This window comes from Corynebacterium cystitidis (genome assembly GCF_900187295.1).
Classification (GTDB): Bacteria; Actinomycetota; Actinomycetes; order Mycobacteriales; family Mycobacteriaceae; genus Corynebacterium; species Corynebacterium cystitidis.
Genome location: NZ_LT906473.1, coordinates 2,843,075 through 2,867,931, shown reverse-complemented (window position 1 = coordinate 2,867,931; position 24,857 = coordinate 2,843,075). Strand labels below are relative to the sequence as shown.

The window sequence follows — 24,857 nt, the reverse complement described above, 5'->3', positions numbered from 1 at the left end:
TTGTACATCTCCAGTGTACAACGTCATGACCCCCAAGTCAGCTGGTTAGTACCAGTTATGCCGGGATCTCAACTGGGGTCGCGGCCTCCGCGTTTGACGGGTAAAAAACGTCGTAAAGCGCCGTGAAAACCTTGAGGAGGATCGCGCCGATACCGTCGGAGGAGAATGCAACTGCGGACTCAATGATTGCGTCAAGATTCATGCCGAATAAGTTAGTACACACGATGAGTAGAAAAAAGACTCGGGCGTTAGGTCCGCTACCCCCACGCGACGGCCTAGGCGCCTCCCGCGTCCGCGTGCCGACGAACACATCCGTCACTGCTGTGACATTTGTGACTGAAGTGATAAATTCTCAGCGTTATCGGCATCCAGAGGACGATGAAGAAGCGATTCTTAAGCGCTTCGCGGAAGGCGAAGTAGTGTTAAGAAACGGCACAGCGCTTACCCCCGAAAGTATATTGACAGAGGGAACAGACGTTTTCTTCTACCGCCGCCCGGCACCTGAGCGCCCCGTCCCTTATGAGATTGAAACCGTCTTTGAAGACGATGACATCCTCGTTGTAAACAAACCACCGTTTCTGGCCACGATGCCGCGTGCAGCTCACATCACTGAGACCGCGACAGTACGTCTGCGACGCGCGACGGGAAACGAGGAGCTCACACCCGCTCACCGTCTTGACCGTATGACCAGTGGGTTATTGCTGTTTACCAAACGCCGGGAGCTCCGCGGACCGTATCAGGAGCTGTTTGCGCGTCGTGAAGTCCATAAACTCTACGAAGCCATCGCTGAGTTCCGACAGTTTGACACACCCGCCCTTTGGGAGCACCACATCCACAAGGAGCATGGGATAAATGAGGCTCAGATCATAAGCGGAACACCCAATTCAGTGACTCATCTTCTCAGCGTTGAGAAAGTAGATACTGCTCGGTTTTCCGACTACAATGTGGAGACTCCGCTGGCTCGTTATACCCTCGAACCCGTCACAGGGAAGACACATCAGCTTCGCATCCAGATGAAGGTTGCTGGCGTGCCAATTCTAGGCGATCCCATTTACCATACTCGCGCCCCTTACCGGGCCATAAGCTTTCTGAAACCGATGCTTCTCCGGTCAATTGAGTTGTCATTTACAGATCCACTTTCTGGCATGGCCAGGAGGTTTAAAACAACAAGATTCTAGCTCTTCTAAGTCTAAGATTGTGCGTTAAGGGCGTTAAGGGGCGACCAGAACTCAACGAAATTGGCTACCTTTCCTCACAGTTGAATTCAGAATCTTTCTCTCTACTCTCCCGATCGTTGTTTATGTAGTTATATTTAGAGCCAAAACAACGGGGGTGAGAATTTATTGGACGTGGAAACTTTTCCACCTTCGCGGTATCGTATGACGTGGAAAGCGCCCGTGAGGAACCTCAAAGGCCATGAGCGGTCACATTAGCTGCCCGCCGATTCGACTGGACATGGCAAAATCATAGGCGCCTCCTTTCTCTACTCACCTTTCGAAAGGATTTGGTTATGCACATGAAGAGCATCGCCCGTCGCCGCGGTACAACTATCGCAGCGGCCGCTCTCTCAGTGGCACTTGTCGCGCCCATGGTCCAGCCGGTCGTCACACCGCAAACTCTGGCGAAAGCGCAAGCGATCACTAACAACAAACCCGCTGATGCGAATTGGACCGCTCCAGCAGGAACCATTGATGCTGATGGCATCAAGAACGGCTACGTCCAAAATGCAAGTGCCCTAGACACTTCAAAGCATATTATTTCCGGCGCAGTCGGAATTATGGAGACCACTGCACCCGGGTCTCTTTACGGGAAAGGGGGGCTCAACGGAGTCACAGTGCTCATGCAGTGGCGAGACAAGGACGGTTCAATCTCACCGGTGTACGCAGCCCAGTCGCAAGGACACGGTACGCAACGTTTCGGTACCGGTTCCTTTGTGTTTGACCTGCGCGAACCATGGGTCGATGTCAATGGCAAAGAGCACCTATTCGACTCCACCGGCACGGGCTCAGACCAACAGGCCTACCGCCTGTGGGTGGCAGACTCGGATATGGTTAACCCTGAAACCGGCAACCGTCTCCACTGCACCCGTCAGGTCAGCGGCCTGGTTCCTGGTTCATGGACCGGTGTTGCACCGGGATCTGGCCACTACCCTGCGGATGCCTCAGGGGCTACCCAGGTAGCGGGCCGTAATATCGCCTACACTGGTGTTTTTCTAACTGAGCAGGCCCCACCTGCGGCTAAGAAGTCATACATGGCGGCTCCCGAAATTACTCTTGATGAACAGGGGCCGATCTCTAACCCTGCGGTAACGTTGCGTGAGAAAAATACAGTGTCTGGCCGTGTATGGCTTGAATCCACTCAAGGTGACCGCGTCGTTGGTCCAGTGGGAGAGAATCGCTACGATAAGCATCTGAAAGATTACAACGTTTATCTCTCCATCCTGACTGAAGACGCTCGGATCAAGGCACAGGAAATTGAGGAGCAGTATCCTGAAAACGAGCGTGCCGGTAAAACCAAGGAGATGCTCGAAAACGAGCGTGCCAATGGCAGGGAGCCGATCGAGAAGACTTTCGCAGCAAAGACTGACGAAGATGGTCGTTATTCCATCCGTACCGATGGCTTGTTCAACAATGACTCTTACTTCTACATGTGGGTAGAAAACGAAGAGGGCGAAGTTGTCAGCGGCTATTCCGCTAATCCCACCCCTGTATTCCAGCGTTGGACGGAAAACAGAGGCGAAAACCCTGGCATTATAACCGGCTACAACCCATCTCCAGCCAATCTGTACAACAGGAACTTTGCGGTAATTCCTTACACGGTTATCCAGTTGGACATTACCAACTATGATTCGTATGAGAACCCTGCACCGCTGGACGCTGTTGCAGAACTCGAGGTCACGGGTGCCCTTCCGCCATTTGAAGGAAATAAGATCATCTGGCGTAATGAGACCACCGATAAAATCGTCAAGGAGTGCGATGTTACCACGCTTGCCGACGCCAATGCGTGCACCTTCGACACCACCACCGATGACAAGCGGGAACCGGGAACGGTATACTCCGCGACGCTTCATTCTGGTCTCGGCGACTTCCTAGCTTCGGACACTTTCACCATTGTTGACGCGATGAACCTCAACAATGAGCCATCCTACGATCCAGCTACCACCAGCCCTGGTGCGGAAGTTGAAGTCCCGCAAAAGGTTTCTGACCTTCCGGATGGAACCAAGTTTGAGCCCCAAGCACCAAAGAATGATGCTGGCGAGCCTCAGAACGGTTGGACCGTAGCGGAAACTCCGTCTACCGAAGATAACCCTGGCTCTCTTACTGTCACTCCACCAGCGGACACTCAACCAGGCGATTACACCATCCCTGTGCTGGTTACCTACCCGGATGGTTCAAAGGAAACCATCGATGCAAAGGTCACTGTTACTCCTAAGCAGGCTGACCAATTTGCGCCATCCTACGAGAACAAGCTCATCGTACCGGGCACACCTGCAGAATCCGCCCCGAAGTTTAAGAACGACAAAGGCGAGGATGTCACTGTTCCTGAAGGCGCGAAATTTGAAATCCCTGGTGATTATCAAGCGCCGCAAGGCTATGACGTTAAGATTGATCCAGACACCGGCGTTGTCACTGTAACCGCACCGGAGAAACTGGACAAGGACACCGCCGAAGAGCTTAAAGTCCCAGTCAAGGTCACCTATAAGGATGGCTCGGTAGATGATGCTATCGCCCCATTCCAGCTTGACACCGACGGTGATGGAACACCGGACGTGACCGATGAGGATGACGATAACGACGGCTACACAGATATCGTTGAGAACGAGGCCGGAACTAACCCGAAGGATCCAAGCGATAAACCTTCACTAGCTGGCCAGCACGACCCAGTCGGCCAGGACATCAACACCAACGTTGGCGTAGTCCCGAACTCCGACAAGGGCATCCAAAACCTTGGAGAGCTACCAAAGGGAACCACGACCAAATGGGAAACTGAACCAAAGGTCGACGAACCAGGCACCGTCCCGGCAACCATCGTGGTGACCTACCCAGACGGCTCCAAGGACACCGTCAACATCAAAGTCAAAGTCACCGACCCATCAACCGATGCGGACAAGCACGACCCAGTCGGCCAGGACATCAACACCAACGTTGGCGTAGTCCCGAACTCCGACAAGGGCATCCAAAACCTTGGAGAGCTACCAGAAGGCACTACCACTGAGTGGGAGACTGAGCCGAAGGTTGAGGAGCCGGGTACTGTGCCAGCCACCATCGTGGTGACCTACCCAGACGGCTCCAAGGACACCGTCAACATCAAAGTCAAAGTCACCGACCCATCAACCGATGCGGACAAGCACGACCCAGTCGGCCAGGACATCAACACCAACGTTGGCGTAGTCCCGAACTCCGACAAGGGCATTCAAAACCTTGGAGAGCTACCAAAGGGAACCACGACCAAATGGGAAACTGAACCAAAGGTCGACGAACCAGGCACCGTCCCGGCAACCATCGTGGTGACCTACCCAGACGGCTCCAAGGACACCGTCAACATCAAAGTCAAAGTCACCGACCCATCAACCGATGCGGACAAGCACGACCCAGTCGGCCAGGACATCAACACCAACGTTGGCGTAGTCCCGAACTCCGACAAGGGCATTCAAAACCTTGGAGAGCTACCAGAAGGCACTACCACTGAGTGGGAGACTGAGCCGAAGGTCGACGAACCAGGCACCGTCCCGGCAACCATCGTCGTGACCTACCCAGACGGCTCCAAGGACACCGTCAAGGTCAAGGTCAACGTCACCGACCCATCAACCGATGCGTCCAAGTTCGAACCGGAGTACCGCCCTACGGATGTTCCTGTTGGAGAATCTCGTCCTTCCAACAATCCATTCGAAGGGACCGACGCTCCTGTAGCGAATGTAACCTTGGGCGATACCTCCAAGGCGACTAACTGGACCTTCACGCCTGATACCACCTCTGGGGTCATCACGGCGCAGGCTCCTACACTTGAACAGCTGGCAGCCCAATACAATGGTCTGTTCCCGTCAGGTTCCCCACAGACAATCGTTGGGGTTGGTTCGGCGCTAACCAACGTTATCAAGCCTGCTGTACCAGTTGTGATTACATACCAAGATGGGTCGCAAGATGCGGCAACTGCGGTGTTTAACCTCCTAGGCAAAGACGGCAAGTCTATCCTTGATCCGAACGGCGACTTCGATGGTGATGGCTCCACGAACGGTGAAGAAATCACTGGTGGTTCTAATCCGTTCGATCCAAATTCTACGCCTTCCAAGGATGCTCCGGATTGGAATAATGGCACCGTAAAGCCAGGCGGAACAGTGAACCTGCCAAATGTTGGCGGGAAAGTCCAAGAAGGCACCACCGTTACTGTCGAAGGGCCAGGTAAGGGCAAGCTAAACCCGAATGGTTCAATCACCGTGGAAGCAAACAAGGATGCTAAGCCTGGTGACAAGATTAAGGTGACTGTCAAGGACAAGGATGGCAAGGCGATCGACGAGGTCGCAGTCACTGTTGAGGCACCATCAGATCACGGGTCTTCCGATATCGATACGGGCAGGTGTGTTGCTACCGCTCTTGGGTTCGGTTTGCCGCTGTTGGCGCTGGTCCCGATCGGACTAGCATCCCAGTTGAGCATTCCTGGCCTGTCCCCACTGGTTGGACAGGTGAATGCAAGGATTCAGGAAATTAACACCCAGCTGCAGGCGCAGGTTGGTGTTTTGGATCCCAAGCTGGCTGCTTTTGTCGCTGACATTAACGCTGCACTCGGAAGCGTTGCTCCTCAAGCAGGTAAGATCGCTTCCGGTATAGCAATCGTTGCCGCAGGTCTCCTGGTTGGCTCCGTGATTTACGATGCTTGTTCTCCAGAGGATTCCTCCACATCTTCTTCAGTGCTAGGTTCCTCAGGTAATAAAGCAACATCGTCACAGGACGACAAGTAGTAGAGCTAAGGCAATGCTTTCGGAGCTTCTCTGAGCTAGGCTAGCCTCACTGCAGTATCAAAAGACCCTGTCACATTGAACGTTATCAGTGTTCAATGCGACAGGGTTTCTGCTTGAAAAAATACTTCTTGATCGTTTAGCAGCTCTTGCGTTTTTAGAGTGCATGGACATTTGCGACGATACCGCCAGAGTGGATGAGACGGAGCACAAATGCAGTGAACCCAAGGTTTTTAAAACCAGGGAGATCCCGCGAAAGTGATCTAGCCCGAGTTTTTGATGGTGGTTGAAAGTATCGGAGTGTGAACATAGGAAGGGTGCTTCTACCTGCCAGAATCTTGTTAATAACGACCAAAACAAGAGTAAGGAAAGATGGACCTACACGATGAAGACTACCGCAGTTACTGTTGAGCAACTCACCAAGAAGAATGTGTGCTCCCATACCGGTACCATGATGCCAGCGTTGGTAGCCATCAAAGCTGGTATCGCCAACGATATCGATCAGGCGTTTCCCGGTTTAACACAGCGACGGACACATACCCCGGTTCGAGTCGTGGCAGCACTCGCGACCACCCTGGCGTTCGGGGGAGACGACTTAAGCGATATTGTATCGGTCTGGGTTTGTGAGAGGGCATGATAAAGCCTAAGGAGGATTTATCATAGCTACCAGTGCCTACGACCAAGAAACCCGGGACCGGGCTGTAAGAAGGTACTTCACCGCGTTGGAGAAAGGTGCCTGATCCAAGGCCGCAGCCCTGCGTGATGTTGCAGGTAAAACAGGGATCAAGGAAACCACTCTGCGTAACTGGGCACGCAAAGCCGAGAGTGCCAATCAAGCGGCAGTAGAGCTTAGTGATGCTGAGAAAGATGCGGAATTAGAGAAGCTACGGCGCGAAAATAAGCAGCTGAAAGACGCCAACGAGATCTTGAAGTTAGCGTTGTTTGCGGCTTAGGTTGGAAAGTGTATTTCTGGGGGTTGGAAAGGGGCAGGGCGTGTGGCGTGGGGCGGGGGTGTTTTTCTAGTAGTTGACGGGTGCCTCGGTGTGTAAGGGGTACCCGCGTTACTAGAAAGGAGTCCGTTGCAATGGTGACGGATTATCGGGCGATTATGCTCGCAGTGTTGCGTGGGCATAGTTATGCCACGATTCAGCAGAGTTATCAGTGCTCATCGAAAACTGTGCGGTTGGCTAAGGCGGTTGTGCATGACCATGGCTTGACTGAGGTAGATATCTACGGTCTAGATCGTCAGCAGTTGGCGGAATTGTTTCCTGACCGGCGCTACGATCGCGACGAGTCGTATGCCGATATTGATATCGAGGCGTTGATTCGACGCAAGCGGATTTTCGGGGCGAAGAATCCTGGCAGGAAGTTCAAGGTCAAGGTTGAACACGAACGTTACCAGCGGGAGTGTGTGGCACAGGGGCTCAAGCCTTACTCGTATAAGCAATTTGCCGCGCGGGTTGCAGATTTCATTGATGACAAGAAATTGTCGTGGCCGATGACTCATGATCCGGGTCATAAGATGTTTGTAGACTGGTCAGGCGATAAAATGTGGGTTGGACAGCCAGGCGATAGTGATGCATTTCAGGTGTCGGTGTTTGTTGCGACGTTGCCGCACTCTGGGATGGTGTTCGCCAAGTGCTACGCCGATGAACGCACCGCTAACTGGATTGCAGCTCATGTTGGCCTGTGATGGTGTCAGATGGTTTGTGTGTGGGATACCGATCCTGCATGAGGAGATGAACCACAATGACGACTATGACGCGACGTGATCCAGAGGATAAAGCTCGGATTGATGCTATTGAGGAGAAACTGCTTGCCAATCCTGAGGTAGCTAAAATCATCAAGGAGCTTGCAACCTCTACTACGGATGCCAATGAACTGGTCAGGGGCATGCTGCAAGCCTCGCTATCGGCAGCATTGCAGGCGGAAATGGATGTCCACCTCGGCTATCAGTCTGGTGACAGGGCAGCCAAAAACGCTGCTCGGGCTGATAACCACCGCAATGGCAGCTATCCAAAGACCGTGGATTCTAACTATGGGCCTGTCACCATTGATGTGCCCCGTGATCGGCAGGGGACGTTTGTTCCGACGATGGTGCCTAAAGGAGTACGTCGCCTGACCGATGTCGATGACATGATCGTTAGTTTGTATGCCGGTGGGATGACCATCCGTGATATCCAACACCACCTAGCCACAGCCTTGAAGATCGATGTGTCGCATGAGACGATCTCTGCGGTTACTGATGCAGTGCTCGACGAAGTACTGCAGTGGCAAAGCCGCCAGCTAGATGAGTTCTACCCCGTGGTGTTCCTCGATGCACTGCGTATCAAAGTCCGTGATGGTGGGCGAGTGGTCAACAAGTCTGCTTATCTGGCTATCGGGGTGGATATGGACGGTATTAAGCACATCCTGGGTATTTGGATTGCCAAAGAAGAAGGAGCCTCGTTCTGGGCACAGGTCTGTTCCCACCTGGCTAACCGGGGTGTTAAAGACGTTTTCATCGTGTGCTGTGATGGGTTGAAAGGCCTGCCAGAAGCAGTCGAAGCGACCTGGCCGAACTCGATGGTTCAAACCTGTATCGTCCACCTGATCAGGGCAGCCAACCGGTGGGTTGCGTACGGGGACCGTAAAGCAGTATCAGCGGCTTTAAAGCAGATCTACACCGCTGCTGATGAGGACCAGGCAGCGCAAGCGTTAGAACACTTTGCTGCAACTGAGCTGGGGCAGAAATATCCGCAATCAGTGAAAGTGTGGCGCGATGCGTGGGATCGGTTTATACCGTTTCTACAGTTCCCGCCAGCAGCGAGGAAGGTGATCTACACGACGAATTCGATTGAATCGTTTAACAATCAACTACGTAAAGCCACCCGTAATAGGGTGCAGTTCACTAACGATGAATCCGCAGTCAAGACGCTGTGGTTGATGATCTGCAATATCGAAGATCGCCGTGCCGCCAAACGAGCCAAAGAAGGCAAAAAGGTTGCTGCCACAGCCGGACGCCTCATAGAAGGTGCACGCGTGGCAGGGTGGAAACAAGCCATCAACCAAATGTCCGTAGCCTACCCCGACCGCTTCCAAAACTACCTATAAAATCAACCCCACACACAAACAACTTGACACCCTCATGCCTGTGACTACTTCGGTGGGGTACCTGCGTTGTTTATCCCGGATAATGCATCAACAGCATCGTTTCGTCCGCGTAAAGACGATCCTGCTCGGGATATCTGTACCCCTTATCGACAGTTCGGTGATTACTATGGTGCTGGTATTTTGCCGACCAAGCCAGGTAAGCCCACCCATAAAGGGCATGTGGAAAAACATGTGGACATCATCCAGGATTGGTTGGGGCAGTACTTGGCGCCCTATGTCTTTGACACTCTTGATGACCTCAACGCCGCTGTGGCTGAGCAGGTCGACTGGATTAATCATCACAAGACGCCCTATCGCGGGGTTGATGGGCTGACTCGTTACCAGGAGTTTTGTGACTATGAGCAGCAGGCGTTGAAACCGCTGCCTGCTTTTGCTTATGAGTCGGTTCAGTGGCGGTGGGCAACACCACGGCCAAATTGTCATTTCCAAGTCGACAAACGTTTCTATTCCATCCCGTCAGTCTGGGTTGGCAGTCGGCTGCGTATTGGGCTGGGGCAAGACAGCGTTAAAGTCTATGACCCTGATGGTGTGGAGTTGATCTATGTGCATCAACGTAGCTACAAACGCCCTGGTAGTTACACCAGCATCGAGGAGCATCAGCCTGATAGCGCCATGACAGACGGAAAACTGTGGACACGCAGTCGCTACGAAACATGGTCACGCAATATTGGTCCCGCAACCTACAAAGCGATCACTGTGATGATTGAACGGGAACAATTCCCTACCCAAGCGTTTTTAAGCTGTGAAAACACCCTTCATTTGGCATCACGATATTCACGACAACAGCTCGAAGATGCCTGCGCCTTTGTCATAGGCAGCAAACAATTCATCAGCTACTCCAGCATCAAACGCGCGATCAGCGCTACGAGCAGACAGTCGAATCGCCCATCCACATCATCATCACCCAACGCCCCTCGCTCTGAAGTAATACCGACGGTGACCTCATTCGATCAGGCCGCACTCAGAGGATTTGATTCCTTCAACATCCCCACCCCAACCCGAAAGGACAGCAAATAAATGAACCAACCCACCTATAGTCCACAGATCATGGACGATGACGAAATGATGCGCTTGTTCAAGAAGTTTCACATCGTCACCGCTGGTACCCGAGCACTGGAGCTGATTAACGACCCAGTCTACGACGACATGACCTTCCGCGACATCCTCGTTGAAATGCTGCGTGCCCAAGAAGCAGGCTATATCCAGCGAACCAGCCAAAAACGGCTCAAAGCCGCCCGCCTCGTCAACCCAATGGCCACCATGGCTAACTTGACTGCAACCCCACCGAAAGACATCAGCCCACAACGGCTAGCACGACTGAAAGCAACAGAATGGATCACCGGGCCTGAACCGAAAAACCTGGTCATCATCGGACCGACAGGCAGCGGTAAAAGCTTTCTCGTCCAAGCCATCGCCCATAACGCGTGTATGCGCCTACTGACCGTACGCTATTGGCGCTTGGCCGAGCTTGCTGGAGAAATCGATCAACTCAACCAGGATGTATCAGCCACGAACGAACTGGTCAAGGAGATAACCAAGTACCACCTTGTCATCTTTGATGATTTCTTCACCACGGAAATCTCACCACACGCAACCCGCGTGCTCTTTGAAATCATGGAAGCACGCGACCTTCCAAGCAACCGCTATTGTCTCACAGCTCGGTGCCGCAGACTGGGGCAAAATGATGCCCAACAAAGTCACCGCAGAATCCCTCATCAACCGGATTCTGCACCCATCAATGACCGTGGTACTCAACAGCGAAGAAAATCTACGCCAAACCCACCAACCACGAAAAGACCTATAGTCTTCCACACGTCCCCGCGCAACTCAACGTGCGGGGACTACCCCCAGACCCACACTTTCCAAACCCCAGAATCACGCTTTCCAATCAACAGAAAAACACTTTCCAACAACCGCTGCGCACAAGCGTCAGCTTTTTTCGCCGAGGCTTCAGTGTGAGCGCAAGTTGAAGTGATCGTGGAATTCCTCCACCATCACTCGGCACTTGTAGTCCACCCGGGCGGATGAGACAGGTGCTTCAAGAGCATGAATACAGCATTTCTCCTGCCACGTATTACCGCTACCAGCAGCGTGGATTCGGCCCCACACAGGCAGAACTAGAGGATGCGTATGCTGCCCATCGCCTGTACAAGCTGTGGGTAGACAACAAGCGTGTCTACGGCAAGCTCAAACTCTGGGAAGAAGCCAAACGTCAAGGCTGGATCATCGGCCGTGACCAGGTCCGTCGTCTGATGAACATTCTTGGCATCACAGGAGTCTCAAGGCGTAAGACAATACGCACCACCATCAGTAATCCTGCTGCCGAAAGGATTGCTGACCGCATCAAACGCGCGTGGAAAGAAGCGACACATCCAGATCAGTGGTGGGTCGCTGACTTTACCTATATGCCCACCGCGTGTAGTTTCTCGTATGTCGCCTTTGTTGAGGACGTCTACACCCGCGAATTGTTGGCGTTTGTGGTCGATGATCGCCCCGACCGCTGGCTTGTAATCCGGGCACTCAAGCAGGCTGTAGCTCACCGTCGGCGCCAGGATCCGACCTTTGATACCGCTGGGGTGATCCACCACTGAAGATGCTGGTTCCCAGTACACCAGCAACGACCTAAAAGACCTGCTCGAAGACTACGAGATGAAAGGATCTATCGGAACTGTGGGAGAAGACTGAAGACAACGGGCTGATGGAATCAGCCACCGGACTGTACAAAACTGAAGTTATCGATTTTGGCAACACCCGGTGGCTTAATAGCCGCCACGTCGAGGACGTGACCGCCGAGTGGTTCCATTGGTACAATCACCGGCGGTTGCATTCCTCGATCGGCTATCTACCGCCCGTCGAGTACTACGACAACTACAACAACCTACACGCAGCCCCCATGGCCGTCTAACCCGCCACTCTCAAAAACCCAGGCCGATTCAACTGCTTGTTAGAAGATCGCAGCCACACCGAAAGCGTCCTAACGAAAGTATGAATTCGTTTGCAAAAGGTATCGCCACCCGCAAAATGAATGACCTGGTAGCAATCCTAAGATGAATAAAACACCCGGTGTGCGCCTGCCCTCTTTTGGTGAGGGTTGGCACACTCCGGGTGCTTTGTAATTTATTGCTATATCTAGTTTTTAGGTCGGCGGTGTCTTACTCTCCCACATCCTCCCGGATGCAGTACCATCAGCGCGGGCGGGCTTAGCTTCCGGGTTCGGAATGGGACCGGGCGTTTCCCCACCGCTATCTACCACCGACACACCATAAAGGGCATCCCACACCAGTACTCCCCACCCAAACAGTAAAGGAGGATAGTGTATATGTGTCGATCAGGATCACCTCAACACAGTGACCAGTAGACCAATATTGACTTATAAATGACTCACACACATGTATGTGTGCTGTGTCAGACACTGCATAGTAGACGCAAGCACCACAATGATGCTTTTTGTGTTTCGCTTCAACCACCCAACAACACTCTATGTCATATCCCTGGGTGTTTGAGTGTTTTTCTTATCGGTATATTAGTACCAGTCACCTCCAGTAGTTACCTACCTTCCAGGTCTGGCCTATCAACCCCATCATCTCTAGGGAACCTCAACAGAAACCTCATCTTAAAACAGGCTTCCCGCTTAGATGCTTTCAGCGGTTATCCCTCCCGTACGTAGCCAACCAGCCATGCTCCTGGCGGAACAACTGGCACACCAGAGGTACGTCCGTCCCGGTCCTCTCGTACTAGGGACAGCCTTCTTCAAGTTTCAACGCGCGCGGCGGATAGAGACCGAACTGTCTCACGACGTTCTGAACCCAGCTCGCGTGCCGCTTTAATGGGCGAACAGCCCAACCCTTGGGACCTACTCCAGCCCCAGGATGCGACGAGCCGACATCGAGGTGCCAAACCATCCCGTCGATATGAACTCTTGGGGAAGATCAGCCTGTTATCCCCGGGGTACCTTTTATCCGTTGAGCGACACCACATCCACAAGTAGGTGCCGGATCACTAGTCCCGACTTTCGTCCCTGCTCGAGAAGTCCCTCTCACAGTCAAGCTCCCTTGTGCACTTACACTCACCACCTGATTACCAACCAAGCTGAGGAAACCTTTGGGCGCCTCCGTTACTCTTTAGGAGGCAACCGCCCCAGTTAAACTACCCACCAGGCACTGTCCCCAACCCAGATCATGGGCCAAGGTTAGACATCCAATACGACCAGAGTGGTATTTCAACAACGACTCCACAACCACTAGCGTGACTGCATCAACGTCTCCCACCTATCCTACACAAACCGCATCGAACACCAATACCAAGCTATAGTGAAGGTCCCGGGGTCTTTTCGTCCTGCCGCGCGAAACGAGCATCTTTACTCGTACTGCAATTTCACCGGGCCTGTGGTTGAGACAGCAGGGAAGTCGTTACGCCATTCGTGCAGGTCGGAACTTACCCGACAAGGAATTTCGCTACCTTAGGATGGTTATAGTTACCACCGCCGTTTACTGGGGCTTAAATTCTCCGCTTCGGCAAACAAATGCCTAACGGGTCCTCTTAACCTTCCAGCACCGGGCAGGCGTCAGTCCGTATACATCAACTTAACCGTCTTCGCACAGACCTATGTTTTTGATAAACAGTCGCTTCCCTCTATTCTCTGCGACCACAACCAGCAACCACCACGCACAGCAGCAGCACCAGCCATGGTCCCCCTTCTCCCGAAGTTACGGGGGCAATTTGCCGAATTCCTTAACCACAGTTCACCCGACCGCCTCAGTATTCTCTACCTGACCACCTGTGTCGGTTTCGGGTACGGGCCGTACACACACATCGCTAGAGGCTTTTCTCGACAGCACAGGATCACCACCATCACCCCACAACAGGGCTACGCATCACGCCTCACACAAAAAAGGGACCGCATTTCACAAATCCCCGTGCCACACGCTTACACCACCATCCAACAGATGGCGCGGCTACCTCACTGTGTTACCCCATCACTGAACTACTACAGATCAGGCCCCACGCACGCACACACAACCATCATCAAAAAACAACAGCCACATGATTATGGGTGGTTAGTATCACTGCCTCGCCCTTGGTCGCACATATACGGGTACGGGAATATCAACCCGTTCACCATCGACTACGCCTGTCGGCCTCGCCTTAGGACCCGACTCACCCTGGGAAGACGAACTTAACCCAGGAACCCTTAGTCATCCAGCGGTAAGGATTCTCACCTCACACTCGTTACTCATGCCTGCATTCTCACTCGCACACAGTCCACAACCCCTCACGGAACCGCTTCACACCATGCACGACGCTCCCCTACCCAAACACACACAAAAAATGCGTGCCTGCCGCGGCTTCGGCGGTGTACTTAAGCCCCACTACATTATCGGCGCAGAACCACTCGACCAGTGAGCTATTACGCACTCTTTCAAGGATGGCTGCTTCTAAGCCAACCTCCTGGCTGTCATCGCGACCCCACATCCTTTTCCACTTAGCACACCCTTAGGGGCCTTAACCGGCGATCTGGGCTGTTTCCCTCTCGACTATGAAGCTTATCCCCCACAGTCTCACTGCCATGCAACACTTCACCAGCATTCGGAGTTTGGCTGACATTGCTAAGATAATAGTCCCGCTCAACCAACCAGTAGCTCTACCTCCGGCAAGCTCACACAACGCTGCACCTAAATGCATTTCGGGGAGAACCAGCTATCACGGAGTTTGATTAGCCTTTCACCCCTACCCACAACTCATCCCCTCAGTTTTCAACCTAAGTGGGTTCGCGCCTCCACAACCTCTTACAGCTGCTTCACACTGGCCATGGGTAGATCACCCCGCTTCGGGTCCAAGACATGCCACTACACACACAATTAGTATTCGCTTTCGCTACGACTACCCCACACGGGTTAACCTCGCGACATGCCGCTGACTCGCAGGCTCATTCTTCAAAAGGCACGCCATCACACACAACATGCTCTGACGGATTGACAACACACAGTTTCAGGAACTCTTTCACTCCCCTCCCGGGGTACTTTTCACCATTCCCTCACGGTACTATCCACTATCGGTCACACTAAGTATTCAGGCTTACCGGGTGGTCCCGGCAGATTCACAACAGATTCCACGAGCCCGCTGCTACTCGGGACAACAACACACGCACGCAACCACAGCTTCACGTACAGGACTCTCACCTTCTCCGGTCGACCATCCCAGGCCAGTTCCACTACCACAATCACACACGCGCCGAAATGGCAGTTCCGACAAGTCGCATCCCACAACCCCGCACACGCAACCCCTGCCAGGTATCACACGCATACAGTTTAGCCATCATCCACGTTCGCTCGCCACTACTAGCAGAATCATTATTATTTTCTCTTCCTACGGGTACTAAGATGTTTCACTTCCCCGCGTCACCCCCACACAGACTATCAATTCATCTGCGGGTAGCACCACACAACTGGCACCAGGTTACCCCATTCGGACATCCTCGGATCAACGCTTAGTTGGCAACTCCCCGAGGCATAACGCAGCCTCACACGTCCTTCATCGGCTTAGCATGCCAAGGCATCCACTATGTGCCTACAACAAAAAACACAACACACAAAACACAAAAAGAATAAAGATACTCGCGTCCACTATACAGTTCTCACACAACACACCCACCACAACAACCAACCCCAACACAAAGGATCAGCCACCACAGCAAGCCACGAAACAACACACGTTGCCCCAGACACCCAACAGCATGCCAACACACCCCACAACAACAGTCATGGCAAATCGTTCATATGCACAGCATCCACCCCAGGCACCAAGCAGAACACACAATCCCGCCGGCATGCATCCACCCGGATTCACACAGTGGCAGCACCACACACGGGCACTCAACCACCAACAGTCACCAACCAGTGACCAAAAAACACAAAACTCCATAGAAAGGAGGTGATCCAGCCGCACCTTCCGGTACGGCTACCTTGTTACGACTTCGTCCCAATCGCCGATCCCACCTTCGACAGCTCCCTCACAAAGATAGGCCACTGGCTTCGGGTGTTACCAACTTTCATGACGTGACGGGCGGTGTGTACAAGGCCCGGGAACGTATTCACCGCAGCAATGCTGATCTGCGATTACTAGCGACTCCGACTTCATGGGGTCGAGTTGCAGACCCCAATCCGAACTACGACCGGCTTTACACGATTAGCTCCACCTCACGATATCGCCACGCGCTGTACCGACCATTGTAGCATGTGTGAAGCCCTGGACATAAGGGGCATGATGATTTGACGTCATCCCCACCTTCCTCCGAGTTAACCCCGGCAGTCTCTCATGAGTCCCCAACCAAATGCTGGCAACATAAGACAAGGGTTGCGCTCGTTGCGGGACTTAACCCAACATCTCACGACACGAGCTGACGACAACCATGCACCACCTGTACACCAGCCACAAAAGGGAAACCATGTCTCCATGGCAATCCAGTGTATGTCAAGCCCAGGTAAGGTTCTTCGCGTTGCATCGAATTAATCCACATGCTCCGCCGCTTGTGCGGGCCCCCGTCAATTCCTTTGAGTTTTAGCCTTGCGGCCGTACTCCCCAGGCGGGGCGCTTAATGCGTTAGCTACGGCACAAAACCCGTGGAAGGATCTCACACCTAGCGCCCACCGTTTACAGCATGGACTACCAGGGTATCTAATCCTGTTCGCTACCCATGCTTTCGCTCCTCAGCGTCAGTCACTGCCCAGTAACCTGCCTTCGCCATCGGTGTTCCTCCTGATATCTGCGCATTTCACCGCTACACCAGGAATTCCAGTTACCCCTACAGCACTCAAGTTATGCCCGTATCGCCTGCACTCCCGAAGTTAAGCCCCGGACTTCCACAGACGACGCGACAAACCACCTACGAGCCCTTTACGCCCAGTAATTCCGGACAACGCTCGCACCCTACGTATTACCGCGGCTGCTGGCACGTAGTTAGCCGGTGCTTCTTCTCTAGGTACCGTCACACACGCTTCGTCCCTAGCGAAAGGAGTTTACAACCCGAAGGCCTTCATCCCCCACGCGGCGTCGCTGCATCAGGCTTCCGCCCATTGTGCAAAATTCCCCACTGCTGCCTCCCGTAGGAGTCTGGGCCGTATCTCAGTCCCAATGTGGCCGTACACCCTCTCAGGCCGGCTACCCATCACCGCCTTGGTAGGCCATTACCCCACCAACAAACTAATAGGCCGCAAGCTCATCCCATACCAGCACAAAACCTTTCCACACACCCACAAAAGATACGTGAATATCCGGTATTAGACCCAGTTTCCCAAGCTTATCCCGAAGTACAGGGCAGATCACCCACGTGTTACTCACCCGTTCGCCACTCGAGCACCCTAGCAAGCTAGAGCCTTTCCGTTCGACTTGCATGTGTTAAGCACGCCGCCAGCGTTCATCCTGAGCCAGGATCAAACTCTCCACAAAAACAATTCCAAAAGAAATCATCGAAATCATTCAGGCCGTGAAAAGCCCAACCCAACCAAAAACAAACAACCAGCAAAAAACCACTCGTTGTCCACAAAAAAAGAATTACAAAAAACACACCAACCCCCAACCCAACAAAGGGCACAAAAAAGGGGGTCAGCACAAAAAATAAACAAACCACAAAACGGTTCATCTACCAATCGAATGCACATCAACATGCACACTTGCTTCCTGCACCGAAAAAACAAACCACCACAAACCTACGGACAATCCATGGCGACCGGCACACACCCACGCAATTCGCTACGCTCATCACGACACACAAGAACAAACCCACACGCCACAACAAACAACAAACCACGCAAGCACCACAAGGCACACACCAACACACAAACAAAAAGTACATTGGCACACTATCGAGTTCTCACACAACACACGCACACCCAACAACCACGTTAACCACACGTTAACCCAGCATCAGGCAGCCCGTCCCACACTAGTAACCAACCCAACACAAGTCAAATCAGCCACACAACATGAAACAAAAAATTAACATCAACGATAATTTCCCTCACCACCAACACACTTCACACGAAGCAGGGCGCTGTCGGTCACGCTGACACCAACAAACCTACACACACCCCACCACAAACACCAAACCACCAGGCCACACCACAAAACCACAACCAACAATCTCACAACCAATCGTCGTCAAGCGATGCTCCCCTACGCTTAGGCCGAAGGCTGTCGCTAACGATAGCTACGTGCAAACCACACACGATGATCAACCCCAACGCTGCAAGCACGAAGTATGAAGGCCACGACAGCCCAACGGTCTGTTCGATTGGGTGCGGGGTGATTTCAAGTGCAAAAGGAATCACCATCACGTAGCTCAGAAAGTTTGCGGCGGTGGCCCAGCCCACACTGTGGATTGTCACGGGGATCATCGTTCCAGTCCCGGCGAGCAGCAGGAACACCAGCAAAAACTCCCAAGATGCGGGGCTGATCAAACCGGCCAGCACCACTACGAGCACAAAGGTTGACAACGTGGCAGTAAGAATATGCGTCGACCAACGCTTGCGCGGCAAACCCAATGCCAACCAATTGTGCAGCGCCGGTGAGCCAGTGCCACCCAGCGCCGCACACCCAATGATGCACGCGCCAAGCACACCAATTAGAAGTGGTTCGGCCCACACAGCCTCTGTGTGTAGGGGCAGGAATCGCAGGGAGGCCCCAAGCACAAGTCCCATGGGGATGGCGGCACTGAGCATCGGAACCCAGATCATGCGCGAGGCTGGCGGGCCGAACGGAACAGTCCACCGAATCCGCCAGGACGTAGACACGCGTTCACGGGTCGGGTTGGCCCGGCGCACATCGTTGACAAAGAGGGCCAGGATCAGAGCAAATGTTGCCGCGCCGAGCCAGTTCCGATGCCCCAACAGGATGATGATCGCCGGCAGGATCAGGGCCCAGGAGTGCGATCGCAGCGCGTTACGACGAGCACGTGCGCTATTCACACCAAACGCGCGATGAGCGTGGGACTTATTATCAAAACTCCTGGCCATGGACAGATACAACACCACTGCACTGACCAGCGTTACCGTCGAACTATCGGCCCGGTTGGCTATCCACTGGATCACTAGAAGCAGTCCAATGACCACGACGGCCACTGTTGGCAGGAACGAATTCGATGGCGTCCACCAATGATCGTCCTGATACGTGGGCTTATTCATCACGAGCTTATTCATCATGACTCCTCCAGGAGGGCAACGATCACGTCGTCGAGCTCCGCAATCTGTGTGCGAACCGATGGTGCCAAGCCGAAAGCGATTTCGCGGGGCACAAGGGCACGAGTAGTACCCGATTCTTTGCGCCGGGCTAACATTCCCGGCAGTTCAGGGAGGTTGGGGGCGGTGGCGATCACGTACCCGTCTGCAAGGTTATCTACCTGGTAGTGCTGGTCGATCGCGCCAGTACGGCCCAGGATGGCGAAACTATCCAGCACCTTCGATGATTCCTCAATGTGGTGGGTGGCTAGCAAGAATGTGCGGTCTCCAGTAGCTGCGGCCTCCAGCAGGTGGTGGTAGAACACCTGACGGTTATGCACATCAAGGCCCACGTAGGGTTCGTCGAGAAGCGTCAGTTCTGACCCCGCGGCCAGGCCGATCACGATGCCGATCATGGAGCGCTCGCCGCGCGAGAGATCTTTATACTGGGTGCTCAGGCGGTTGCTAAAGCCGAACTCTGTCAGCAGAGTGTTGGCGTAGGCGCGGCCCCACCGCGGGTAGCGCGACCCGGCGGCAGAAAGCAGATCGCTGATGGTCCAAAAGCCGGGGTAGGGCACGTCAATACCAGCGTAGACAACACGGTCCATCACGCTGGCGCGGTCAAACGGTGTCTCACCAAAGACGGTGAGCTCGCCACTTGAGGGTTTGATCTGGCCAGCAATCAGCCCAAGGAGTGTGGACTTGCCCACACCGTTGCGTCCGAGCAGACCGTGGATCCCACCGTGGGGGATTTTCAGGTCCAGCCCACGCAGCACGCTGTTGTCGCCAAAGTGTTTTGCCAGGTTATGCGCGTGAATGATCATGGTGCGTTAACTCCTAGTTTGTTTGGTTTGTTTGGTTTATTCCTCGATAGTCACCTGCGGACGTTTGCAAAGAGGTACGTTCCGTCAGCGTGCGCCAGAACTGGAACGCGGCTACCACAAACAACACTGCGGCGAAGATCAGGGCAAACCAGAAGAAGGTGCGCGGTGAGTTCCCATCGGCGATCATTCCGCGCAGCAAAGTCCACGCCACAATGGACGTGAAGAAGACAATAGCGCTTGACGACGCCCCACTCGCCACGCTGGCCAGCGCGATAGCGACTGTCACGGGAATGGTCGCCCAGGTAAACCCGCTGATCCGCGCGAAATCAACACCCGCTGGGACGGCTCCCGCCAAGGAGAGTATGCCCAGCACCACCACCGCTGTGGCGGCGAAGAGCATCGCGCCCACCAGGGATGCCACAACAATGTTGCACACCCAATCTCTGCGACTGCGCCCAAAGGCTTTCCAAGCCCCCGCCGCCTGAGCCAGCATGTATGCAAACCAAAACCAGAAAACAAACACGACGACGGAGTTCAACGTTGTGCTCAGCCACTCCCATGGAGCAATCCCGGAAACCAGTTGGGCGGCCACGTTGAACAGGCCGAAAACCACTGAACCGGTAAGCACCCTGCGCCACAGCGTGACCCACCCGAAACCACCGGATCTTGCAAGCGTCACGCCAGCTGCATCAGCTCCGGGAAAACTCCGCTCAGCCTGCGGATCCACCACCAACACTGCGAAGACACCGGTAACCACCGCGGACGCCACACCGATCAGTGCCGAGTTGGGCGGAAACCACCACAGGACGAGCACACTGACCAGCGCTACTACAGGAACAACGCTTAACGCCGCATGGGCGTACGCACGCTTGCGGCCCATTCCGAAGGCTCGATACATCCCAGTGTCCGGCAGCAAGGAATTCGAAACAGAAAACACCACTAGAAATGGCGCGAATATCGCCAACAGCAACGATTGGACAAAAGAGGCGCTGAGCAAGAAAAAGATCGAAAAACACTGGAGAAAACGCAGGCTCAAGGATCCGACACTTCCTTGCCTGAACTGCAGCTTCCACAGCTGCCACGACGATGCTAAGTACGTCATTTAACTCGCCTCCAGCATGGCATCAATGATCTGGTCAAGGTCGGCGTTTTCCAGGCGGGCACCAGGGAGGTTGGCGGCTTCCGCCCGGGGAATCAGGGCGCGGTCTAGCTCAGGGGATCGTCGTAAAGCAAGCGCCCCAGGGACCTCGTCCAAGTCGGGCGCGGACGCCAAGACGTATTCATCGGCGATGTCAGCTACGTGCACATGCCGGGCGACCTTCCCGTCACGGCCCAGGATGATGAAAGAATCGAGTACCTTCGCCGACTCGTGGATGTGATGCGTGGCCATCATGAAGGTGCGGCCAGAGTTGCTCATCTCGAGTAAGTGCTGGTAGAACACGCGCCTATTGTGAGTGTCCAGGCCCACATAGGGTTCGTCGAGAAGCGTCAAAGGTGCGCCCGAGGCCAAGCCGACGATGATTCCCATCATGGCTTTCTGCCCGCGCGACAGCGCCGAATACTTAGTATCCAGCATGCCTTCTAGCGCGAAATCGCCCACGAGGCGGTTGGCGCCCTGCTCATCCCACCGCGGGTAGCGTAGGGCGGCTGCCTGCAGAATTGCTTGGCCGCTCCAGGCTGCCGGATAAGGCGTATCGACGCCTGCCAGCACCACCTCATCCATCAGGTCGGCATTATCGAAAGGGGCGTACCCCATAACCTCGGCTGTGCCACCGTCGGCCTTGATCTGGCCGGCCAGGATGCCCAACAGTGTGGATTTGCCCACACCGTTGCGCCCCAGCAGACCGTGGATCCCACCTTGTTCCAGGTGGAACGTCACACCGGTCAAAACATCTTTGTTCTTATAGCTTTTCGTCAGGTCGGTCGTGGTGATCATCGGTACATTCCTCGACTTTCTGCAACTCGATCGATCAGGTCATAGAGGGTCTCGCGGGTGTATCCCAGCCGGACGGCTTCGTCGACAAGCGGTGCTAAATATTGGGCTGCAAAGTCCAGTTTTCGCTTATCGACGATCACCTCTCGGGCATGCTCTGTGACAAACATTCCAAGGCCACGCCGTTTTTCCAGCACGCCTTCGTCGACAAGCAAATTCAGTCCCTTGCGCGCGGTGGCCGGATTAATGTCATGAAAAGCGGCCAACGCATTGGTCGATGGGGCTTGCTGGCCGGGATGCAGGTTTCCATCGACAATCGAATCCTCGATCAGCGTGGCAATCTGCCGGAACAGCGGCTCGGCGGTGTTGTCCACTTTCAACACCTCCACTCAGTTAGTTGGTTAGTTAGTGGTGTAACTAACTATATAAGCCGTGGAACTAAAGATCAAGGTTAACCGTTGAGTAGAGTAAAGATTTCTTCCAATCTGGCTGCATTTGGCCTCACTTTGTCGACGCAGACACCCTGTGTCAGGCAGACTGGAGGGCGTAAACGAATATTTAGAACGAAAAGATACGGAATTTAGGAGCCATGCTTGAACGCACAATTGTCTTTGTGGACACGTCTTACCTGCTCGCAAGCTTTTACAACTCATGGGAAACAGGAGCGCGATCACAACTAGAACTTGATTTACCCGAGGTGGTCAACAACCTGGACCAAATGATCACCCACCAACTACACCAACCCATCCACCGCCAATACTGGTACGACGGCATCCCCGAATCCGGTCCCCACCGCTACCAGCGCGCCCTGCGCACCTGCGACGGTGTACAACTGCGCACCGGCCAGCTGATTGAATGGGGCGAGCGACGCACCCAGAAGGGTGTGGATACCCGTCTAGTCACCGATATCGTGGTCAACGCGATGCGCAGGCAGTTCACCGACTTCGTCTTAGTCTCCGGTGATGCCGACATGATCCCAGGCGTAGAAGAAGCCACCAACAATGGGGTCCGCGTCCATCTGTACGGATTTGGGTGGGATTCCATGAGCTCGGCACTACGTCACGTGTGCGACTCGGTGACCATTCTGGATCCGCGCGAGGACTTCGCCGACGCTATGCAGCTGCAGGTCCTCGAGGGACCTCTGCCACCAACCATCCGTGAACGCCCCATCGACGATGCCGAGCCTATCGGCCAAGTCCAGGGCATGACCGAGATCCCGGCACCAGCAGACAACTCGGTTGCCCCAGCGCCTGCTTCTTCAGAATCTACTCCTTCTGAATCTGTTTCTTCTGAGACCAGGAGCAGCCCAACTGAAGGGACAACAGCTGCAGGGATTGAAGCGAAGCCACCTGTTGAAGCCGGCGACATACCCGCGACGGAACCAGCGGTGACCAGCGAGGACGATGAACCGTCTGAGGTTGAAGCTGAGCTGGCGAAGCAGCCAACGCCCGGCCCAACTCCGGGCGACCTATCGGAAGGAAGGAAACCTACACCGAAGCCGTCGATGATGGCGCCGCGCCGCAAACTCCGATCCCGCTACGTGCCACTACCCGAAGAGGTGTGGACGTCCGCCGGGTTCCAAACCCCATTTGACGTGGGGCAACAGTATGCGACGTGGTGGTATGACAACGCAGCCTCCGGCGAACAACGCGACAAAGCCCACACCCTTTCCGGTGGTGGCCTTCCGCCAGAGATCGACAGGCCACTCTTGCAATTCGCCTGCGAAACATTGCACGAATATACCCTCAGTGAATCCCAGCGCGTGAACCTGCGCGACGGTTTCCACTCCGGTATTCGTGGCGTGCTGATCAACATGCGACGCGGGGAATAAGTTTTTCTCGACAGCACACAACGGCCTCCCTGCCCTGGGCAAGGAGGCTGTTTTATCGTGGGGTGACGGAAAACCAGATTACTTGGTGCCGTCAGTATCCGTTGCAGGATCCGTTGTGGTACCAGAAGTCAGCTCTCCAGCGCTTTTCATTGACGCACGAATCTCATCAAGCTTCGCGGCTGCCTTCATGTCGGTTCCGGTCGCAGTGATCTCCGCTATCCGGTCATTCACCGTATTACCCATCAGCTCTTGCTGCCCCAACGCATCCGCGTAACGACGCTCAATCTTGTCGCGCACACCATCAAGGGTAGGAACTGAATCATCAGAGTTGAACTGGCCAATCGTATCCATCGCCTCAACAGTTTTCTCCTGCATTTCGGCCTGATCAGCCTGCGCCATCAGCTTATCCACCTCGGCCAACTGCCCCTGCAGCCGTGCCTCAGACTCCTTCTGCTGCTGCTCCGCCTGCGCCGCTGCCTGTTCTGCCGCCGCATATAGCTGCTTAGTGTTTTCCAGCTCCTGCTCTATAGACACTAGCTGTGAAGCAAAAACTTCAGCGGAGTTATTGAACTGCGCAGCCTTTTCAGTGTCGCCTGCGGCTGCAGCCTCATCCGCAGCCTGCAAAGCAGTGCGAGTCTTTTGTTGGTGGTCCGCCTGAGACTTCTGGAGGCGATCCAGCTGCATTTCCAGCTGCTTTTTATTTCCGATGACACTCGCTGCCTGCTGGGCAATCTGTTGATGCTGCTCTTTCGCGGCGTTGACAGCCTGCTGAATCTGCACCTTTGGATCAGCGTTCTCGTCGATCTTCTGATCGAAAGATGCCATCAAGTACTTCCAGCCCTTGCTCAACGGGTTCTTAGCCATGAGCGTTCATCACTCCTACTAATTTAAGGTTCACAGTTAATGGCATTCAGTTTACGGTTTTCCACCCATTCTCGCCGTAAACCGCAGC

The 24,857-nt window shown here is 54.1% G+C and carries 18 protein-coding genes and 3 rRNA genes; 11 read left to right on the top strand and 10 right to left on the bottom strand.

Going from position 1 to position 24,857, the window contains the following annotated elements:
- Positions 1 to 55: 55 nt before the first annotated feature.
- Positions 56 to 202: a hypothetical protein gene (locus tag CKV99_RS14510; RefSeq protein WP_169872655.1), complete on the bottom strand. Its 147-nt coding sequence runs from the start codon at positions 200 to 202 to the stop codon at positions 56 to 58.
- On the opposite strand from CKV99_RS14510, the gene CKV99_RS13490 reads away from it, so the two are divergent.
- The 10 genes from CKV99_RS13490 to CKV99_RS13450 all read left to right on the top strand — a co-directional run bounded on the left by CKV99_RS13490 (position 201) and on the right by CKV99_RS13450 (position 12,011).
- A complete protein-coding gene (locus tag CKV99_RS13490) occupies positions 201 to 1,178 on the top strand; it encodes a pseudouridine synthase (protein ID WP_092258357.1) in 978 nt (325 codons plus the stop codon). The two genes, CKV99_RS14510 and CKV99_RS13490, sit on opposite strands and share 2 nt — an antisense overlap.
- Before the next feature lie 332 nt (positions 1,179 to 1,510).
- Positions 1,511 to 5,956 carry a Rib/alpha-like domain-containing protein gene (locus tag CKV99_RS13485; protein ID WP_095114784.1) on the top strand — a complete coding sequence of 1,482 codons (4,446 nt, stop codon included), beginning with the start codon at positions 1,511 to 1,513 and terminating at the stop codon, positions 5,954 to 5,956.
- A 382-nt stretch (positions 5,957 to 6,338) separates the two neighbouring features.
- Positions 6,339 to 6,590: a hypothetical protein gene (locus CKV99_RS13480; RefSeq protein WP_092261179.1), complete on the top strand. Its 252-nt coding sequence runs from the start codon at positions 6,339 to 6,341 to the stop codon at positions 6,588 to 6,590.
- A gap of 118 nt (positions 6,591 to 6,708) precedes the next feature.
- A complete protein-coding gene (locus CKV99_RS15145; protein ID WP_143063512.1) occupies positions 6,709 to 6,906 on the top strand; it encodes a transposase in 198 nt (65 codons plus the stop codon).
- Between the two features lie 131 nt (positions 6,907 to 7,037).
- Entirely contained in the window at positions 7,038 to 7,646 is a 609-nt protein-coding gene (locus CKV99_RS13475) for a hypothetical protein (RefSeq protein ID WP_095114782.1), read from the top strand.
- A 65-nt stretch (positions 7,647 to 7,711) separates the two neighbouring features.
- Positions 7,712 to 9,046 carry an IS256 family transposase gene (locus CKV99_RS13470; RefSeq protein WP_197697175.1) on the top strand — a complete coding sequence of 445 codons (1,335 nt, stop codon included), beginning with the start codon at positions 7,712 to 7,714 and terminating at the stop codon, positions 9,044 to 9,046.
- Positions 9,047 to 9,112: 66 nt separating this feature from the next.
- Positions 9,113 to 10,123 carry a Mu transposase domain-containing protein gene (locus CKV99_RS13465; RefSeq protein WP_143063513.1) on the top strand — a complete coding sequence of 337 codons (1,011 nt, stop codon included), beginning with the start codon at positions 9,113 to 9,115 and terminating at the stop codon, positions 10,121 to 10,123.
- A complete protein-coding gene (locus CKV99_RS13460) occupies positions 10,124 to 11,065 on the top strand; it encodes an ATP-binding protein (RefSeq protein ID WP_095114780.1) in 942 nt (313 codons plus the stop codon).
- Positions 11,066 to 11,130: 65 nt separating this feature from the next.
- Positions 11,131 to 11,697 (top strand): DDE-type integrase/transposase/recombinase, encoded by a 567-nt coding sequence (locus CKV99_RS13455; protein ID WP_092261192.1) that lies wholly within the window; start codon positions 11,131 to 11,133, stop codon positions 11,695 to 11,697.
- Positions 11,698 to 11,804: 107 nt separating this feature from the next.
- The gene (locus CKV99_RS13450; RefSeq protein WP_092261193.1) at positions 11,805 to 12,011 is read left to right on the top strand and encodes an integrase core domain-containing protein; all 207 of its coding nucleotides are present in this window, start codon (positions 11,805 to 11,807) and stop codon (positions 12,009 to 12,011) included.
- 234 nt (positions 12,012 to 12,245) lie between these two features.
- Here CKV99_RS13450 and rrf read toward each other — a convergent pair.
- The 8 genes from rrf to CKV99_RS13410 all read right to left on the bottom strand — a co-directional run bounded on the left by rrf (position 12,246) and on the right by CKV99_RS13410 (position 22,448).
- A 5S ribosomal RNA gene (gene rrf, locus CKV99_RS13445) occupies positions 12,246 to 12,363 on the bottom strand.
- 245 nt (positions 12,364 to 12,608) lie between these two features.
- Positions 12,609 to 15,688 (bottom strand): 23S ribosomal RNA (locus CKV99_RS13440).
- 341 nt (positions 15,689 to 16,029) lie between these two features.
- A 16S ribosomal RNA gene (locus tag CKV99_RS13435) occupies positions 16,030 to 17,551 on the bottom strand.
- Together the 16S, 23S and 5S rRNA genes form the textbook arrangement of a ribosomal RNA operon.
- Positions 17,552 to 18,246: 695 nt before the next feature.
- Positions 18,247 to 19,302, bottom strand: coding sequence for a hypothetical protein (locus CKV99_RS13430; protein ID WP_143063454.1), 1,056 nt, complete (start codon positions 19,300 to 19,302; stop codon positions 18,247 to 18,249).
- Positions 19,299 to 20,141 (bottom strand): ATP-binding cassette domain-containing protein, encoded by an 843-nt coding sequence (locus CKV99_RS13425; protein ID WP_092259781.1) that lies wholly within the window; start codon positions 20,139 to 20,141, stop codon positions 19,299 to 19,301. The genes CKV99_RS13430 and CKV99_RS13425 overlap by 4 nt, the downstream gene beginning before the upstream one ends.
- A gap of 13 nt (positions 20,142 to 20,154) precedes the next feature.
- Entirely contained in the window at positions 20,155 to 21,243 is a 1,089-nt protein-coding gene (locus CKV99_RS13420; RefSeq protein WP_092259779.1) for a hypothetical protein, read from the bottom strand.
- Positions 21,244 to 22,077 (bottom strand): ATP-binding cassette domain-containing protein, encoded by an 834-nt coding sequence (locus CKV99_RS13415; protein WP_092259777.1) that lies wholly within the window; start codon positions 22,075 to 22,077, stop codon positions 21,244 to 21,246. It lies immediately after the preceding gene.
- Positions 22,074 to 22,448: a GntR family transcriptional regulator gene (locus CKV99_RS13410; RefSeq protein ID WP_092259775.1), complete on the bottom strand. Its 375-nt coding sequence runs from the start codon at positions 22,446 to 22,448 to the stop codon at positions 22,074 to 22,076. The genes CKV99_RS13415 and CKV99_RS13410 overlap by 4 nt, the downstream gene beginning before the upstream one ends.
- A 215-nt stretch (positions 22,449 to 22,663) precedes the next feature.
- Here CKV99_RS13410 and CKV99_RS13405 point away from each other — a divergent pair, with 215 nt between their 5' ends.
- Positions 22,664 to 23,905, top strand: coding sequence for an NYN domain-containing protein (locus tag CKV99_RS13405; RefSeq protein ID WP_092259773.1), 1,242 nt, complete (start codon positions 22,664 to 22,666; stop codon positions 23,903 to 23,905).
- Between the two features lie 78 nt (positions 23,906 to 23,983).
- Here CKV99_RS13405 and CKV99_RS13400 read toward each other — a convergent pair whose 3' ends face one another.
- The gene (locus tag CKV99_RS13400; protein ID WP_092259771.1) at positions 23,984 to 24,769 is read right to left on the bottom strand and encodes a PspA/IM30 family protein; all 786 of its coding nucleotides are present in this window, start codon (positions 24,767 to 24,769) and stop codon (positions 23,984 to 23,986) included.
- Positions 24,770 to 24,857: the final 88 nt, after the last annotated feature.